Annotated in this window: 16 protein-coding genes; 14 read left to right on the top strand and 2 right to left on the bottom strand. The window is 66.5% G+C overall.

The features are described from left to right. From rseP to ACXJKJ_RS19630, 14 genes are all read left to right on the top strand, one after another. Nucleotides 1-1,356, top strand: a complete 1,356-nt coding sequence (gene rseP / locus ACXJKJ_RS19695) for an RIP metalloprotease RseP (RefSeq protein ID WP_457322945.1) — start codon at nt 1-3, stop codon at nt 1,354-1,356. A 15-nt stretch (nt 1,357-1,371) separates the two neighbouring features. Beyond that, a complete protein-coding gene (gene bamA, locus ACXJKJ_RS19690) occupies nt 1,372-3,729 on the top strand; it encodes an outer membrane protein assembly factor BamA (protein ID WP_056198129.1) in 2,358 nt (785 codons plus the stop codon). A gap of 2 nt (nt 3,730-3,731) precedes the next feature. Beyond that, the gene (locus ACXJKJ_RS19685; protein ID WP_394326333.1) at nt 3,732-4,238 is read left to right on the top strand and encodes an OmpH family outer membrane protein; all 507 of its coding nucleotides are present in this window, start codon (nt 3,732-3,734) and stop codon (nt 4,236-4,238) included. Nucleotides 4,239-4,250: 12 nt separating this feature from the next. Then, nucleotides 4,251-5,279: a UDP-3-O-(3-hydroxymyristoyl)glucosamine N-acyltransferase gene (gene lpxD / locus ACXJKJ_RS19680; RefSeq protein ID WP_457349704.1), complete on the top strand. Its 1,029-nt coding sequence runs from the start codon at nt 4,251-4,253 to the stop codon at nt 5,277-5,279. After that, nucleotides 5,280-5,774, top strand: coding sequence for a 3-hydroxyacyl-ACP dehydratase FabZ (gene fabZ / locus ACXJKJ_RS19675; RefSeq protein ID WP_457349706.1), 495 nt, complete (start codon nt 5,280-5,282; stop codon nt 5,772-5,774). Continuing rightward, on the top strand, nt 5,774-6,562 hold the full coding sequence (lpxA, locus tag ACXJKJ_RS19670; protein WP_457349708.1) for an acyl-ACP--UDP-N-acetylglucosamine O-acyltransferase: 789 nt from the start codon (nt 5,774-5,776) through the stop codon (nt 6,560-6,562). Before fabZ ends, lpxA begins: the two co-directional genes overlap by 1 nt. A 4-nt stretch (nt 6,563-6,566) precedes the next feature. Then, the gene (gene lpxB / locus ACXJKJ_RS19665) at nt 6,567-7,691 is read left to right on the top strand and encodes a lipid-A-disaccharide synthase (RefSeq protein ID WP_457349710.1); all 1,125 of its coding nucleotides are present in this window, start codon (nt 6,567-6,569) and stop codon (nt 7,689-7,691) included. Further along, nucleotides 7,663-8,304: a ribonuclease HII gene (gene rnhB, locus ACXJKJ_RS19660; protein WP_457349712.1), complete on the top strand. Its 642-nt coding sequence runs from the start codon at nt 7,663-7,665 to the stop codon at nt 8,302-8,304. Before lpxB ends, rnhB begins: the two co-directional genes overlap by 29 nt. Further along, nucleotides 8,301-9,071: a TrmH family RNA methyltransferase gene (locus ACXJKJ_RS19655; protein ID WP_457349713.1), complete on the top strand. Its 771-nt coding sequence runs from the start codon at nt 8,301-8,303 to the stop codon at nt 9,069-9,071. Before rnhB ends, ACXJKJ_RS19655 begins: the two co-directional genes overlap by 4 nt. A gap of 142 nt (nt 9,072-9,213) precedes the next feature. Next, nucleotides 9,214-9,354 carry a hemin uptake protein HemP gene (hemP, locus tag ACXJKJ_RS19650; protein WP_457349715.1) on the top strand — a complete coding sequence of 47 codons (141 nt, stop codon included), beginning with the start codon at nt 9,214-9,216 and terminating at the stop codon, nt 9,352-9,354. A 66-nt stretch (nt 9,355-9,420) separates the two neighbouring features. After that, complete coding sequence (locus ACXJKJ_RS19645; protein ID WP_457391765.1) at nt 9,421-10,605, top strand: DUF2325 domain-containing protein; 1,185 nt, start codon at nt 9,421-9,423, stop codon at nt 10,603-10,605. Nucleotides 10,606-10,674: 69 nt separating this feature from the next. Next, nucleotides 10,675-11,934 carry a glucose-1-phosphate adenylyltransferase gene (gene glgC, locus ACXJKJ_RS19640; protein WP_457391764.1) on the top strand — a complete coding sequence of 420 codons (1,260 nt, stop codon included), beginning with the start codon at nt 10,675-10,677 and terminating at the stop codon, nt 11,932-11,934. Beyond that, nucleotides 11,931-13,391, top strand: coding sequence for a glycogen synthase GlgA (glgA, locus tag ACXJKJ_RS19635; RefSeq protein ID WP_457391762.1), 1,461 nt, complete (start codon nt 11,931-11,933; stop codon nt 13,389-13,391). Before glgC ends, glgA begins: the two co-directional genes overlap by 4 nt. A gap of 76 nt (nt 13,392-13,467) precedes the next feature. After that, nucleotides 13,468-14,163 carry a hypothetical protein gene (locus ACXJKJ_RS19630; protein ID WP_457391760.1) on the top strand — a complete coding sequence of 232 codons (696 nt, stop codon included), beginning with the start codon at nt 13,468-13,470 and terminating at the stop codon, nt 14,161-14,163. A 53-nt stretch (nt 14,164-14,216) separates the two neighbouring features. Here the strand turns inward: ACXJKJ_RS19630 and ACXJKJ_RS19625 are convergent, their stop codons facing one another. Next, the gene (locus ACXJKJ_RS19625; protein WP_457391758.1) at nt 14,217-15,101 is read right to left on the bottom strand and encodes an EamA family transporter; all 885 of its coding nucleotides are present in this window, start codon (nt 15,099-15,101) and stop codon (nt 14,217-14,219) included. Continuing rightward, nucleotides 15,101-15,922 (bottom strand): posphoenolpyruvate synthetase regulatory kinase/phosphorylase PpsR, encoded by an 822-nt coding sequence (ppsR, locus tag ACXJKJ_RS19620; RefSeq protein WP_056198103.1) that lies wholly within the window; start codon nt 15,920-15,922, stop codon nt 15,101-15,103. Before ppsR ends, ACXJKJ_RS19625 begins: the two co-directional genes overlap by 1 nt. Nucleotides 15,923-15,927: the final 5 nt, after the last annotated feature.

The raw sequence follows: 15,927 nt of genomic DNA, 5'->3' as shown, positions 1-15,927 counted from the left end.
ATGACGTTGGGCATCCTGCTGGCGCTGGCGGTGCTGATCCCCATCCATGAATGGGGCCACTACCGCGTGGCCCGGGCGTGTGGGGTCAAGGTGCTGCGTTTCTCGATCGGTTTCGGCCCGGTGCTTTGGCGTCGTATCGGCCGCGGCGGCACCGAGTTCGCGCTCAGCGCCATCCCGCTGGGCGGGTATGTGCTGATGCTGGACGAGCGCAACGCGCCCGTAGCGCCGCACGAGCGCGAGCAGGCCTTCAATCAGCGCCCGCTGCGCCAGCGCGCCGCCATCATTGCGGCCGGGCCGTTGACCAACTGGCTGCTGGCGATCGTGCTGTTCGCCGTGGTGGCCTGGATGGGCATCGACCAGCCCAAGGCCTTGCTCGGTACCCCGACCAGCGGCTCCTTGGCGGAGCGAGCTGGTCTGCGTGCGGGTGACACCGTGCTGGCTGCCTCCGACACGGAAGGAGAGTGGCAGCCCGTCCGGTCACTGCCCGACCTGCAGGCGGCGATGCTGCGCGCCCAGGTGCTGGGCGAAAGCCTGCACCTGTCGGTCAGTGACGCCCATGGCCGTTCGCCGCGCAGCGTGCGCCTCGAGACCGAGCGCCTGGTAGGCCGCGCGCCGGATGCGCAGCTGATTGCGGACATCGGCCTGACGCCGTTTTCGCAGCCGGTGATCAGCCGCGTGGCTGACGGCGGCGCGGGAGCCGCGGACGGCCTGATGGCAGGCGATCGTGTGCTGACCATCGATGGCCGTGCCGTGCCCGACGCTGCCTTCCTGCGCGATGCCATCCGCCTGGCGCGCGATGGCGACACGCCGCGCACCATGCAATGGCGGATCGAGCGAGCCGGCCAGGTGCTGGAATTGGCAACGACGCCGCGCCTGGTGCAGGAGGCGGGCCAGCGCGTGGCGCGGCTGGGCATTGGCGTGGGGTCGTCGCTGGAGCGCGTGAGCATCAGCTACGGGTTGGTCGACGGCCTGTGGCAGGGCGTGACGCAGAGCTGGGACATGGCGGTCACCACCGTCCGGATGCTGGGCCGCATGCTGACCGGCCAGGCCTCGTTGAAGCTGCTCAGCGGGCCGCTCACCATGGCCGAGGCGATCGGCGATGCCGCCAAGGCCGGGCCCAGTTACTACCTGGAACGGCTTGCGCAGATCTCGCTCGGCCTGGCGATTCTGAACCTGCTGCCGCTGCCGATGCTCGACGGCGGGCACCTCATGTATCATCTTTTCGAGGGTTTGAGTGGCCGCCCCGTCTCCGAATGGTGGCAACGGCAACTGCAGCGCGCTGGCGCGCTGATCCTGATGCTGATGATGGCCTTGGCCCTTTCCAACGACGTCGCCCGCCTCGCGGGCTGGCACTGACACTCCCCGGTTCCCATGTCCTTTCCTTTCAGTTCGGGAGCGAAGCGTCGCCCCTTCCGCCTCGGCTTGCTGGCTTTGGCTGTCACGGGGATGTTCCAGTCGGGGCTAGCCTGGGCGGCAGATCCCTTCGTGCTGAAGGACATCCGCGTCGAAGGCCTGCAACGGACCGACCCGGGCACCGTGTTCGCGTCGCTGCCCTTTCGCATCGGCGACACCTACAACGATGAAAAAGGCGCTGCCGCGCTGCGTGCCCTGTTCGCCACGGGCCTGTTCAAGGACGTGCGCATCAGCATCGACGGCAATGCCGTCGTCGTCATCATCGACGAGCGGCCCATCATCGCCAACGTCAACTTCGTCGGCCTGAAGGAGTTCGATACCGAGGCGCTGACCAAGTCGCTGAAGGACGTCGGCATCGGCGAAGGCAAGCCCTTCGACAAGGCCTTGGCCGACCGTGCCGAGCAGGAGCTCAAGCGCCAGTACCTCACGCGCAGCCTCTACGGTGCCGAGGTCACGACGACGATCACGCCCATCGAGCGCAACCGCGTCAACGTCAGCTTCAACGTGACGGAGGGCGAGCCGGCCAAGATCGCCGAGATCCGGATTCTGGGTTCCAAGGTGTTCTCCGAAAGCACGTTGATGGGCCTGCTCGAGCAGACCACCACCGGCTGGCTGACCTGGTACACCAAGACCGACCGCTATTCGCGCGCCAAGCTGAACGCGGACCTGGAAACCATCCGCAGCTATTACCTGAACCGCGGCTACCTGGAGTTCGCCGTCACCTCCACGCAGGTGACGATCTCGCCGGACAAGCAGAGCATCAGCATCGCCATCACGGTCAGCGAAGGCCAGCCCTACACCGTCACGGGCGTCAAGCTCGAGGGTGATTACCTGGGCCGCGAGGAGGACTTCAAGCACCTCGTCTTCCTCAAGCCCGGCCAGGCCTACCAGGGCGAAGCGGTGGCCAACACCACGCGCGCCTTCAGCGACCTGTTCGGCACCTATGGCTATGCCTTCGCCCGCGTCGACAGCCGCCCCGACATCAACCGCGAGACCGGCCAGGTCGTCGTCACCTTCGTCGCCGAGCCGCAGCGCCGCGTCTACGTGCGCAAGGTCATCATCTCCGGCAACTCGCGCACCCGTGACGAAGTCATCCGCCGCGAATTCCGCCAGTTCGAGGCGGCCTGGTACGACGGCCAGAAGATCAAGTCCTCGCGTGATCGCGTCGAGCGCCTGGGTTACTTCAAGGACAAGGAAGTCAGCATCGACACCCAGGAGGTGCCGGGCGCCCAGGATCAGGTCGACGTCATCCTGACCGTCGTCGAGCGCCCCACCGGCGCCATCACGGTCGGTGCGGGCTACTCCAGCCAGACCAAGCTGTCCTTCACCGGCTCCATCCGCCAGGACAACGTGTTCGGCTCGGGCAACTACCTCGGCATCGACTTGGCCACCGCCCGCACGGGCCGCCAGGTGCAGGTCAGCACGGTCGACCCCTACTTCACGGTCGACGGTGTGTCGCGCTCGCTCGATGTGTTCTATCGGACCACGCGCCCTATCAACACGCTGGGCGAGGAATACCAGTACGTCACCAAGGGCGGTGCCATCCGCTTTGGCGTGCCCTTCTCGGAAATCGACACCGTCTTCTTTGGCCTTGGCTACGAGCAGACCGACATCACGACGTCCAAGGGTCTGCCCAACAGCTATCTGCTGTTCGTCAACCAGTTCGGCCAGCGCAGCAATTCCATCCCATTCACCATCGGCTGGCAGCGTGACAGCCGCGACAGCGTCATCTCTCCGCTCAAGGGCAAGTACCAGCGCGTCAACGTCGAGACCAGCGCCATCGGCGACGCCCGGTTCGCGCGTATCAACCTGCAGTACCAGCAGTATTTCGAGGTCACGAACAAGATCACGCTGGGCATCAACAGCGAACTGGGTTGGGGCGTGGGCCTGGGCGGCAAGCCCTATCCCATCTTCAAGAACTTCTACGGCGGTGGCCTGGGCTCCGTGCGCGTCTTCGAGGCCGGCTCGCTGGGCCCTGTGGACCCGACCGGCTCCTACATCGGCGGCAACCGGCGCTTCAACACCAATGCCGAGCTCTACCTGCCGGTGCCCGGCAGCGGCAACGACAAGAGCTTCCGCATCTTCGGCTTCGCCGACCTCGGTGGTGTCTGGGGGCCGGACGCCAAGCTCAACTGGAACACGCTGACCAACGGCAAGGACAATGAGGGCCGCGACATGCTGCGCATGTCCGCCGGTATCGGCCTGTCCTGGATTTCGCCGATGGGCCCGCTGCGGCTGAGTTACGGCAAGCCCGTTCGCAAGGCGCGGACGGATAGAATCGAAAAATTCCAATTCCAGATCGGGACTGCATTCTGATGATGAGCAAGCTCTTGCAATCGATGGCCCTGGCCGCATCGATGATGGTGGCCACCACGGTGGTGCAAGCCCAGGAACTGAAGATCGGCTACGTCAACAGCGAGCGCGTGCTGCGCGAGGCCAACTTGGCCAAGGCAGCCCAGGTCAAGCTGGAGACTGAGTTTGGCAAGCGCGAGAAAGACCTGCGCGATCTGGAGACCAAGCTGCGCGGCGCTGCCGAGAAGCTGGAAAAGGACGCGCCCACGCTGTCCGAAGCTGAGCGCAACCGCCGCCAGCGCGACATCGTCGAGCAGGAGCGTGACTTGCAGCGCAAGCGCCGCGAGTGGCAGGAAGACCTGACCCAACGCAAGAACGAGGAGCTGTCGGCCGTGGTCGAGCGCGCCAACAAGGTCATCAAGCAGATCTTCGATGCCGAGAAGTACGACCTCATCCTGCAGGACGCGATCCACTTCAGCGCGCGTGTCGACATCACCAAGAAGGTGATCGACGCGCTGAACGCGCAGAAGTAAGTCGCCAGTTCCATGAGCTCGACGACCGTCGCGCTCTCCGAGTTGATCGCCGCCTTGGGCGGCGATTTGCTTGGTGGGCCCGACATGCGCATCACGCGTATCGCGCCGCTTGACGAGGCTGACGACACGAGCATCAGCTTCCTCGCCAACCCGCGTTACCAGGCCCAGCTGGCCACCACGGCGGCCGCCTGCGTCATCGTTGCGCCGGCTTTTGCCGAGGTGGCGTCAGCGCGTGGCGCGGCCATCGTTACGCCCGATCCCTATCAGTACTTTGCGCGGCTGACGCAGTGGTGGGCAGCGCGCACGCGCCCGGCCCCGAAGGCCGGCGTGCACGCCAGCGCCGTGGTGTCACCCGATGCAAAGCTGGGGCAGGGCGTCGAGATCGGTCCGCTGGCCGTCATCGAGGCTGGTGCGGTCATCGGCGACCACGCCCGCATCGGCGCTCACTGCGTCGTCGAGCGCGAGGCGGTCGTGGGCGCGCACACACGGATGGCGCCGCGCGTCGTGCTGGGCTATGGCTGCCGGATCGGCGTGCGTGGCCTCGTGCACGGCGGCGTGGTCATCGGCGCCGACGGTTTCGGCTTCGCGCCCAGCAAGAGCGGCTACGTGAAGATCGAGCAGCTCGGCAATGTCGCCATCGGCGATGACGTCGAGATCGGCGCCAACACCTGCATCGACCGCGGCGCGCTGGCCGACACCGTCATCGAAGACGGCGTCAAGCTCGACAACCTGATCCAGATCGCCCACAACGTGCACATCGGTCGCAACACGGCCATGGCCGGCTGTTCGGCCGTTGCCGGCTCGACAAAGATCGGTGCCAACTGCACCATCGGCGGTGCGGCCAACATCATCGGCCACCTGACCATCGTCGACGGCGTGCACATCTCCGCCGCCACCACCGTCACCCGCAGCATCACCGAGCCGGGCGTCTACAGCGGCCCCTATCCCTTCGAAGAGAATTCGAGCTGGCAGAAGAACGCGGCCACCTTGCGACAGCTCAGCACCCTGCGCGAGCGCGTGCGCGCGCTGGAGAAGAAATAAATGAACGAACCGACCCAGACCTCGACCCAGACTCAGGCCATCGTCCCGACGACGATGGACATCCACGAAATCCTCAAGCGCCTACCGCACCGCTACCCCATCCTGCTGGTGGACCGCGTCGTCGAGCTGATCAAGGGCGAGCGCATCCGCGCCATCAAGAACGTCTCGATCAACGAGCCCTTCTTCCTCGGACACTTCCCGCACCGCCCGGTCATGCCGGGCGTGTTGGTGCTGGAAGCGCTGGCCCAGGCCGCGACGCTGCTGGCCATCGAGACCGTGGGCATCGTGCTGGACGAGAAGTCGGTCGTCTACTTCGCCGGTATCGACGGCGCCCGCTTCAAGCGCCCGGTGGAGCCAGGCGACCAACTGGTGCTGGAAGTGACGCTGGGCCGCGCCAAGGCCGGCATCTACAAGTTCAATGCCCGTGCTCTGGTGGGCGGGCAGCTGGCCGCCGAGGCCGAGCTGATGTGCACGATGCGTCGTATCCAAGACTGATGAGCATCCACCCGACCGCCATCGTCGACCCGGCCGCCGAGTTGGACTCGTCGGTCGAGGTCGGCGCCTACACGCTGATCGGCCCGCACGTGAAGATCGGCGCCGGCACCAAGGTCGGCCCGCATGTCGTCATCGAAGGCCACACGACCATCGGCCGCGACAACACCTTCTTCCAGTTCAGCTCCATCGGTGCTGCCAACCAGGACAAGAAGTACGCGGGCGAGCCGACGAAGCTGGTCATCGGCGACCGCAACACGGTGCGCGAATTCTGCACGCTGAACATCGGCACCGTGCAGGACCGCGGCGAGACGACGGTCGGCAACGACAACTGGATCATGGCCTACTGCCACCTGGCCCATGACGTTGTCATCGGCGACGAGTGCGTGCTGGCCAATAACGCCACGCTTGCGGGCCATGTACAGGTGGGCGACTGGGTCACCATTGGCGGCCTGACCGGCGTGCTGCAGCGCATGCGCATCGGCGACCACGCCATGATCGGCTTCCAGGCCCATGTGGCCCAAGACGTGCCGCCCTTCATGACGGTGGACGGCAACCCGCTCGCGGCGCGTGCGGTCAACATCGTCGGCCTGAAGCGGCGCGACTTCAGCAGCGAGCGCATCGGCGTCATCCGCCAGATCTACAAGCTGCTCTACCGCAGCGGCCACACGCTGGATGAGGCCAAGGCCGGCATTGCAGCGCTGCGTGGCACGGAAGCCGGCGCGGCAGATGGTGACATCGACCTGATGCTGAACTTCCTCGCCGCCTCCACGCGCGGCATTGTTCGGTAGCCCAATGCAGACCGCGCCCCGCCTCGGCATGGTGGCCGGCGAGGCCAGCGGTGATCTGCTGGCCGGCCTGCTGCTGCAGGGCCTGCGTGCCCGCTGGCCGGCGCTGACAGCGCAGGGCATTGGCGGCCCGAAGATGATCGCCCAGGGCTTCGAGACCTGGTGGCCGCACAGCAAGTTGTCCATCTTTGGCTATGTCGACGCGCTGCTGAACATCCACGAGCTGCTGTCCATCCGCAAGCAGCTCGGCACGCGCCTCATCTCGAACCGGCCCGATGTCTTCATCGGCGTGGACGCGCCCGACTTCAATTTCGGCCTCGAGACGCGGCTGCGCGAGGCGGGCATCAAGACCGTCCATTTCGTCTGCCCGTCCATCTGGGCCTGGCGGCCCGAACGGGTCGTGAAGATCAAGGCCGCGGCCGATCATGTGCTGTGCCTTTTCCCGTTTGAGCCAGAGATCCTGCACAAGGCGGGCATCGGTGCCACCTACGTGGGCCATCCTTTGGCGGATGCGATTCCGATGGAGCCCCCGCGCGCCGCAGCGCGTGAGGCACTGGGCCTGGCCGCCGCCGACACCGTCATTGCGCTGCTGCCCGGCAGCCGCAAGAGCGAAATCAACTACATCGCGCCAGCGCTGATCGATGCGGCGAAGCTGCTGGCCCGGCCGGGCCGCCGCTTTGTCATGCCCATCGTGCCGGGGCTGCGCAGCCTGGTCGAGCCGCTGATCCAGGGCGCCGACATCCTGCTTGTCGACGGCCAGTCCCACGCGGCGCTGGCGGCCTGCGACCTGACGCTGCTGGCCAGCGGCACCGCCACGCTGGAGGCGGCCCTGTTCAAGCGCCCCATGGTCATCGGCTACCGCATGAACGCGCTGAACTGGTGGCGCATGAAGGGCCGCGGCCTGCAGCCCTGGGTAGGCCTGCCCAACATCCTGGCGCGCGAGTTCCTGGTACCCGAGCTGATCCAGGACGCCTGCACGCCCGACAACCTGGCGCGGGAGGCGGAAGGCCTGCTTGCCGATGCAGCGCGCCGTGCTGCCCTGCACGAGCGCTTTGTCCAACTTCACGAGCTGCTGCGGCAAGACACCGCGCAGCGTGCCAGCGATGCCATCGCGACGCTCATCCAAGCCTGAACAGGTGTCCCTCGACTGGACACCGCCCGGCCTCGTCGCCGGCGTGGACGAGGCCGGACGCGGGCCGCTCGCGGGCCCGGTGTTCGCGGCGGCCGTCATCCTCGACGACCTGCAGCCCATCAAGGGCCTGGCCGACTCCAAGGTGCTGACACCGGCCAAGCGCGCGCGGCTGTACGACGAGATCCGTGCCAAGGCGCTGTGCTGCTGCATCGCGCATGCGACGCACGAAGAGATCGACCGCATCAACATCCTGCAGGCCACGATGCTGGCGATGCAGCGCGCGGTGACGGGCCTGCGGCTCAAGCCAGCGCTCGTTCGCATCGACGGCAATCGGCTGCCGGTGCTGGCCGTGCCGGCAGAGGCCATCGTGCAGGGCGACGCCACCGTGCAGGCCATCTCCGCTGCAAGCATCCTCGCCAAGGTGGCGCGGGACCTCTTTTGCGAGCAGATGCACGCAAGCCATCCGCAATACGGCTTTGCCGCGCACAAGGGCTATGGCACGCCGGAGCACCTCGCCGCGCTGAAGCAGCATGGCGCCAGCCCCTGGCACCGTCGCAGCTTCGCGCCGGTCCGCGAGGTCTGCATTGACGTGACGATCAATCCGCTGGCATGAAGATCGACCACGTCACTTCGCGCGACAACCCGGCGCTGGTGCGGCTGCGCAAGCTGACGGCGGACGCCGGCGGCTACCGCAAGATCGGCAGCGTCTGGATCGAAGGTGACCATCTGCTGCGTGCAGCCTTGCAACGCGGGTGGAAACCGGCGCTCGTCGTGCTGACCGAAGGCGCGATGCAGGACACGGCCTTGAGCGCGCTGGCCGAATCGGCACCGCGCACTCTCGTCGTGCCGATGGCGCTGTTCAAGGGCCTGAGCGGCCTGGAGTCACCAGCGCAAATCGGTGCCGAGTTGACACTGCCGGCTTCACCGGAGATCGATGCCAACGCCGCCAGCGTCGTGCTTGACCGCCTGCAGGACGCCGGCAACGTCGGCGCCATCCTGCGCAGTGCGGCGGCCTTTGGCGTGCGCCAGGTGCTGGCCCTCAAAGGCACTGCGGCGCTGTGGTCGCCCAAGGTCGTGCGCGCAGGGCAGGGCGCCCATTTCGGCCTGCGCCTCGTTGAAGGCCTGGCGGCCGATGACCTCGCGGCGCTGCATGTGCCCATGATCGCGACCAGTTCGCACACCGAGCATGTGCTGCATCGCGTCGCCTTGCCCTCGCCTTGTGCTTGGGTCATGGGCCACGAAGGCCAGGGCGTGTCGCCCGAGCTGATGGCCCGCTGCGCGCTGACCGTGGGCATCCCGCAGCCAGGCGGCGAGGAGTCGCTCAATGTGGCGGCGGCGGCGGCGATCTGCTTGTACGAGAGCGAACGGCAGAAGGGCTGAGAACGCGCGGAAGCTTTGCGTTGTGCCGGGAGCCACTGGGCTGACCCCTTGATTGCCGCTTGCAATCGAGAATGATTCTCATTACAGTGACTTGATGCTCACTGAATCCTATCCGCCAAAGCCTGCGGCACAGCCGGGGGCTGTGATCCTGGGCAGAGGCCAGGCCCGCCAGATCGACAGCGCCACGTTGCTCGGCCCCAAGGGCGAAGTCTTCATCGTGCATCAACAGCAGGTCTACCGCCTGCGCATCACGTCCCAGGGCAAGTTGATCCTGACCAAATAGCCCTCGCTCGTCATATCGCGCCAGCCAGCCGTCGCCCGCCCGCGCTTCTCCCCTGGAGACTTCCGAATGGCCGACACCTGCTGCGCTGTGCATGCCGCGCTCCCCTCCCTCACCGGCTCGCGCCGGCGCCGCCTGTGGGAGCTGGGCAGCCATGCCCACTGCCCCGTCATCGGCGTCTGCCTGCCGCTGGAACGCGTGCGCATCCTGGCCAGGAAGCTACTGGTGCTGCAGGGCGACGAGGACGACTACACGCTGCATTGCAGCCTCGTCACTGCAGCCGCGCGCCGCAACGCGGTGTCCGAGTCGTTGCAAAAGGATCTGGAGCAGCGCTTCGCGCTCGACGTGCGCAACGCCGCCCAGGCCAAATGCCGCGAAAGCCTGATGAGCTGGTGGCGCAACCGCGCCGTCCAGGGCGAAATTGCCGGCGCGCTGTGGGCCACGCTGATGCACGCACGGTGCGACGAATGGCTGGAGATGCGCGTGCTGGGCCAGGTGCACATGCTGCAGCACCAGGTCGGCGCCGCGCAGCGCATGGACTTGGCTGCCCACCGTGAGCTGTCTGCCGAACATCAGGCGCTGGCGCGCGATTACGCCGAGGTGCAGCAGCGCGTGACTGGTTGGAGCCTGGAGCGCGCCCGCGAGCAGCAGGCCTGGGAGCAGGAGCGCATGCAGTTCCGCGCCACGCAGATCGGCCTGCAGACCCAACTCGCCCAGGCGCAGGGGCAACTGCAGCATTGGCAGGCCGCGCGCCCCGATCTGCCCGAACGCGAGGCCCTGCGCGAGCGCCTGGCCGAACAGTTGGAGCGCAACCTGGCGCTGCAACGCGAGGTCAACCGACTCGCGTCGCGCACACCGGCGGTGGCGGATGCCGCCGAACCCGCCGCCGCATGGGTCGAACAAGAGGTCCGCGTTGAGACCGTGAAGCTGGAGCACCGGGTCGTGCTCTGCGTCGGTGGCCGCAGCGGCAGCGTGCCCCAGTACCGTCAGGCCGTGGAAGGCTGTGGCGCGCAGTTCCTGCACCATGACGGCGGCAGCGAGCACAAGCCAGCCCAGCTGGAGCCCCAGCTCGCCGCGGCCGATCTCGTCATCTGCCAGACGGGTTGCATCACCCATGACGCCTACTGGCGCGTGAAGGACCATTGCAAGCGCCACAACAAGCGCTGCGTCTTTGTCGAGACACCCAGCCGCAGCGCCTTCGAGCGCGCGTTGGCCCAGGCCGCGGCACAGGGAGGGGCAAATATGGCGGTCTGAGGGGAAGCCCCCAGCGAGGCGGCAAACTGCCTGCCGCAAACTGCAATTGTTTGCAGCCGGAGACTGTCAATGCCCCCCGTCGCCTCGCCCCACCAGCTCGCGCGCCGCGCCATCGCCCTCGTCCTGGCCGGTGGCCGCGGCTCGCGGCTCAAGCAGTTGACCGATTCGCGCGCCAAGCCGGCCGTCTACTTCGGCGGCAAGTTCCGCATCATCGATTTCGCGCTGAGCAACTGTGTCAACAGCGGCATCCGTCGCATCGGCGTCGTCACGCAGTACAAAAGCCATTCGCTGCTGCGCCACATCCAGCGTGGCTGGAGCTTCCTGCGCGCCGAGCTCAACGAGACGGTCGACCTGATGCCGGCCCAGCAGCGCACCGACGATGAGAGCTGGTACCGCGGCACGGCCGATGCGGTATTCCAGAATCTGGACATCGTGCAGAGCACCGGCGCCGACTACATCGTCGTGCTGGCGGGCGACCACATCTACAAGATGGACTACTCCAGCATGCTGGTGGATCATGTCGCCACAGGGGCGGGTTGCACCGTTGGCTGCATCGAGGTGCCCAAGGGCGAGGCGAGTGCCTTCGGCGTGATGGCCGTGGACGACGAGCGCCGCATCACGGCCTTCAAGGAAAAGCCCGCCGACCCGCCCTGCATCCCGGGCCGCGATGGCGTCTGCCTGGCCAGCATGGGCATCTACATCTTCAACGCCGACTACCTGTACCGGCTTCTGGCCGAAGACCTGGCCGACCCCACCTCCAGCCATGACTTTGGCAAGGACGTGATTCCCAAGGTCGTTACCGAGAACCGCGCCGTGGCTCACCCCTTCGGCATGAGCTGCATCATGAATCCCAACGGTGCCACGCCCTACTGGCGCGACGTCGGCACGCTGGACGCCTTCTGGGCCGCCAACCTCGACCTGGCCTCCATCAGCCCCGAGCTCGACATCTACGACACCGACTGGCCGATCTGGACCTACCAGCGCCAGCTGCCTCCGGCCAAGTTCATTCCCGACCACAACGGCATGCACGGCATGACAGTCAACACCATCGTCAGCGCAGGCTGCATCGTGTCGGGCTCGCATGTCGTGCAGTCGGTGCTGTTCAACAACGTGCGCATCCGCTCCTTCTGCAACATCCACCAGTGCGTGCTGCTGCCCGGCGTTGAGATCGGGCGGCATTGCCGGCTGACCAAGGTCATCGTCGATCGCGGTTGCGAGATCCCCGATGGCCTCGTCGTCGGCGAGGACGCGGTGCTGGATGCCGAACGCTTCGAGCGCACGGAAAGCGGCGTCGTGCTGATCACCAAGCAGATGCTGGCCAGGCTGTGACCAGAGTCTTACAGGTCAGCGCGGAGCTGTTCCCGCTGTTGAAGACCGGCGGGCTGGCCGACGTGGCTGGTGCGCTGCCCGCGGCGCTCGCTGCAGCGGGTGCCGAGCCACGGCTGCTGGTGCCGGGGTTCCCGGCCATCCGCGATTCGTTGACCTTGGAATGCGCCGTCGTTCCCGTCGCACTGCCATGGAGCGAAGGAAGGGCGGCGCTGCTGCGCGGGCGGCTGCCGGGCTTCGACATGCCCGTCTACGTGCTGGACGCTCCTGGTCTTTTCGACCGGCCCGGCAACCCTTACGCGGATGAGAGCGGCGTCGCATACGCGGACAACCACCGTCGCTTCGCGCTGCTGGGCCTGGCGGCTGCCCGTCTTGCCGAGGGCGTGGATGCCGCCTGGCGTCCGCAGATCGTGCACGCCCATGACTGGCACGCGGGCCTTGCCTGCGCCCACATCGCCGCCAGTCGCTCGCGCCGCCGCACCGAGGCGCGGACGGTCTTTACCGTGCACAACCTGGCCTACCAGGGCCTGTTCCCGGCCGACCATTTCTGCGATCTCGGCTTGCCACCCCAACACTACGCGGTCGAGGGCGTGGAGTTCTATGGCCAGGTCAGCTTCATGAAGGCCGGCCTGCATTTCGCGGACGCGATCACCACGGTCAGCCCGAGCTATGCACGCGAGATCCAGACGCCCGAGCAGGGCTGTGGTCTGGACGGCCTGCTGCGCCATCGCGCCGAGGTGTTGCACGGCATCCTGAATGGCGTCGACTACGGCGTGTGGTCGCCCGCCCACGACCGCAGCATCGCCCGAGCCTATGACGTCGACAACGCCGAAGACAAGGCCGTCTGCAAGGCCGCGCTGCAGCGCGAATGTGGGCTGGATGTGAAGGCGCAGGCGCCGTTGTTCGGCGTAGTCAGCCGCCTGACCGAGCAGAAGGGTCTGCCTCTGGTGATCGAGGCGCTGAACGACCTGATCGACGCGGGTGGGCAGCTTGTCATTCTTGGCAGCGGCGACGCCCGCCTTGAAGCAGCGTTTGGCGAAGCCGCCGCCAGGCACCCGGGCCAAATCGCCCGCCGCATCGGCATGGATGAAGGGCTGGCACACCGCATCTATGCCGGCAGCGATGTGATGCTGGTGCCCAGCCGCTTCGAACCTTGTGGTCTCACCCAGCTCTACGGCCTGAGCTATGGCACGCTGCCGTTGGTGCACCGCGTCGGTGGGCTGGCCGACACGGTGGTCGACTGCACGCTGGAAGACCTCGATGCCGGCGCCGCCACGGGCTTTGTCTTCAACGCCTTCACGGCCGACGCCTACCGTCGCGCGCTGCGCCGTGCCTTTGCGTTGTGGAGCCGGCAAGAGTGCTGGGGTCGCGTGCGCTTGGCGGCGATGCGACAGCACTTTGACTGGAACGCCGCCGCGCAACGGTATGCGGATGTGTATCGCGGTGTGCTGGGTCGTTGATGTGAAACTGGACTGCGCACAGACAAGCGACTTCATGCGAGGCCTGTCCCTGTTTCTCGGGCACCAACTCGACTCAATGACCGGTGATTTCAGGGACGGGAGCGTCACCTGCTTGATCGCCACGACGAGGACACGGCTGCTTGAGCACTGTGAGTCCTATGGCTGGACGGCTGCACATCTTCCAGGCATCAAGCCGACATCTTGCGTCGTGATTCGGAAGCCCAATATGCAACCGGAGTTGTGGGTGCGATCGCGATATCGCGGGTATCGAAAGGCCTTCCGGCTTTTCCTGTCCGAGTGGGGCGGAATCGGCGATGACGGCATCCCGCACAACCTGCAGGTGGATCACCTGCATCCGGCCTCGCGGTTCACGCCCAAGAACGATCACTACTTTGTGCGCCTCGCCCTCATCGAGCGAGGCGTCAATGCGTCGTACGGAGCGGGCTTCGAACGCTTGTTGTATGAGCGTGAGCGTGAGAGAGCGCTTTCCGGTGGCGTGCATATGGATTGGATGGCCTACCTGAAAGTGCGCGGTATTCGTTTGCCTGCCAAAACTGCAGGGAAGGCCGTTTGGAAGGCCTGGTCCTGGCAATGCGCCAAATCACTGGGTCCCGAAGGCTTCGATCCAGTTTTTACATACGTCGGGCTGACGACGATGCTCAACCTGGCCTTTCTGAACATCTGGCGCCCGCTTCCGCCTGACGACGCTTTCAGGCCCGAGGTCGAGGCGCACCCGTCCTATCCTTGCGCGCCTCAACTGGCAGAGGTTTGACGTGGTCGCGAGGTGCCATGGCGCGGCGTGTCACGATGCAGCCATTCCTACCGTCAAATGGCCAGCGCGATGACTCCAACCCCAATCAGCGCGGCGCCGGCGATACGCCAGCCTCGTTCGCCTTCGCCCAACAACTGCCCGCCCAGCAGTGCCGCAAACAGCATAGACACCTCGCGCGCTGGCGCTACGCGTGACAGCGGCGCCTCGCGCATGGCCATCAGCACCAGGATGTAGGCCAGCGGCCCCAGGCCTGCGACGGCAAGCACGCCGCGCCATGAGCGGCGCAGCTCCGGCCAGAAGCTCTGCGGGTTGCGCAGCAGCGTCGGCAGTTGCAGCGGCACGCGCAGCACATTGCCGAAGTAGTCCAGCATCAGCGGCGACACGGCCAGCACCTTGACGGCATAACCGTCCAGCACCGTGTAGCCGGCGATCAGCGTGCCGGTGGCGGCGCCCCAATAGACGCCGCGGCGGCGGCGCATGGCTGCCTCGGCATCGTGGTCCACACCGCGGCCGATCAGGCGCGGCCCCATGGTGATCAGCAGGATGCCGCCGACGACGCCGGCCAGGCCCAGCGCGCCATAGACGCCCAGGTGCTCACCCAGCAACACGACGGCCGCAAGCGCCGACAGGAAAGGGCCGCTGCCGCGTGCGACCGGGTAGACGACGGTGAGGTCGCTGGCCCGGTAGCCAGCGATGAGGCAGTTGAAGTAGCCCAGGTGGACCACGGCGCTGGCGGCGACAAAACCCCAGGCCAGCAGTGACCAGTGCGGCAGCTCATCCAGGCCGACCCAGAGCACAGCAGGCAGCCACAGCACCACCACACCGAGCGCACAGCTGAAGACGAAATGCGTGCCCCCGCCCCACTTCTTGGCGGCGAGGTTCCAGACAGCGTGGAGAAGGGCGGCGGTGAGGACCAGTGCGAGCGCGTGGAGCGGCATCAGTACATCAGCCTGTCCGGGCGGATGTCGCGCAGGATGGTCGTCGCGATCTCTTCGATGGACTTGTGCGTGGACGACAGCCAGGAGATGCCGTCGCGTTTCATCATGGCCTCGGCCTCGTTGACCTCGTAGCGGCAGTTCAGTACGTCGGCATATTTGCTGCCGGGACGGCGCTCGTTACGGATGGACGAGAGGCGCTCGGGGTCGATGGTCAGGCCGAAGCACTTGCGCTTGTGCGGCAGCAGCGGTGCGGGCAGCTTGCGGCGCTCGAAGTCCTCGGGGATCAGCGGGTAGTTGGCGGCCTTGATGCCATGCTGCATGGCCAGGTACAGCGAAGTCGGCGTCTTGCCCGAGCGCGACACGCCGACGAGGATGACGTCAGCCACGTCGAGGTTGCGCGCCGACTGGCCGTCGTCGTGGGCCAGCGAGAAGTTGATGGCCTCGATGCGGTCGTGGTATTCCTTGCTTTCGGCCACGTCTGAGAAGCGACCCACGCGGTGGTTGCTCTTGATGCCGAACTCGTCTTCCAGCGGCTCGATGAAGGTGCCGAACATGTCCATGACGCGGCCCTGGCAATGCTCGCGCACGATCTTGAGCACGTCGCGGTCCACCAGCGTCGCGAAGACGATGGGCCGCTGGGCCTCGCGCACGGCGACTTCATTGATCTCGGCGACGACGGCGTGCGCCTTGTCGGCCGAATCGACGAAGGGCCGGCGCACATGGCGGGCCTTGATGGAGAACTGCGCGAGGATGGAATTGCCGAAGGTCTCGGCGGTGATGCCGGTGCCGTCAGAGACGAAGTAAACGGTTCTGGCGGTCATGGCGG

It is taken from the genome of Roseateles sp. P5_E1, from assembly GCF_054049335.1.
Note: the sequence above shows the minus strand (reverse complement) of the source record. Positions and strands in the feature narration are given on the sequence as shown.

Coding starts and splice junctions, on each gene's coding strand:
- rseP (WP_457322945.1), top strand. CDS start 1: ATGACGTTGGGCATCCTGCTGGCGCTGGCGGTGCTGATCCCCATCCAT.
- bamA (WP_056198129.1), top strand. CDS start 1,372: ATGTCCTTTCCTTTCAGTTCGGGAGCGAAGCGTCGCCCCTTCCGCCTC.
- ACXJKJ_RS19685 (WP_394326333.1), top strand. CDS start 3,732: ATGAGCAAGCTCTTGCAATCGATGGCCCTGGCCGCATCGATGATGGTG.
- lpxD (WP_457349704.1), top strand. CDS start 4,251: ATGAGCTCGACGACCGTCGCGCTCTCCGAGTTGATCGCCGCCTTGGGC.
- fabZ (WP_457349706.1), top strand. CDS start 5,280: ATGAACGAACCGACCCAGACCTCGACCCAGACTCAGGCCATCGTCCCG.
- lpxA (WP_457349708.1), top strand. CDS start 5,774: ATGAGCATCCACCCGACCGCCATCGTCGACCCGGCCGCCGAGTTGGAC.
- lpxB (WP_457349710.1), top strand. CDS start 6,567: ATGCAGACCGCGCCCCGCCTCGGCATGGTGGCCGGCGAGGCCAGCGGT.
- rnhB (WP_457349712.1), top strand. CDS start 7,663: ATGCCATCGCGACGCTCATCCAAGCCTGAACAGGTGTCCCTCGACTGG.
- ACXJKJ_RS19655 (WP_457349713.1), top strand. CDS start 8,301: ATGAAGATCGACCACGTCACTTCGCGCGACAACCCGGCGCTGGTGCGG.
- ACXJKJ_RS19645 (WP_457391765.1), top strand. CDS start 9,421: ATGGCCGACACCTGCTGCGCTGTGCATGCCGCGCTCCCCTCCCTCACC.
- glgC (WP_457391764.1), top strand. CDS start 10,675: ATGCCCCCCGTCGCCTCGCCCCACCAGCTCGCGCGCCGCGCCATCGCC.
- ACXJKJ_RS19630 (WP_457391760.1), top strand. CDS start 13,468: ATGACCGGTGATTTCAGGGACGGGAGCGTCACCTGCTTGATCGCCACG.
- ACXJKJ_RS19625 (WP_457391758.1), bottom strand. CDS start 15,101: ATGCCGCTCCACGCGCTCGCACTGGTCCTCACCGCCGCCCTTCTCCAC.
- ppsR (WP_056198103.1), bottom strand. CDS start 15,922: ATGACCGCCAGAACCGTTTACTTCGTCTCTGACGGCACCGGCATCACC.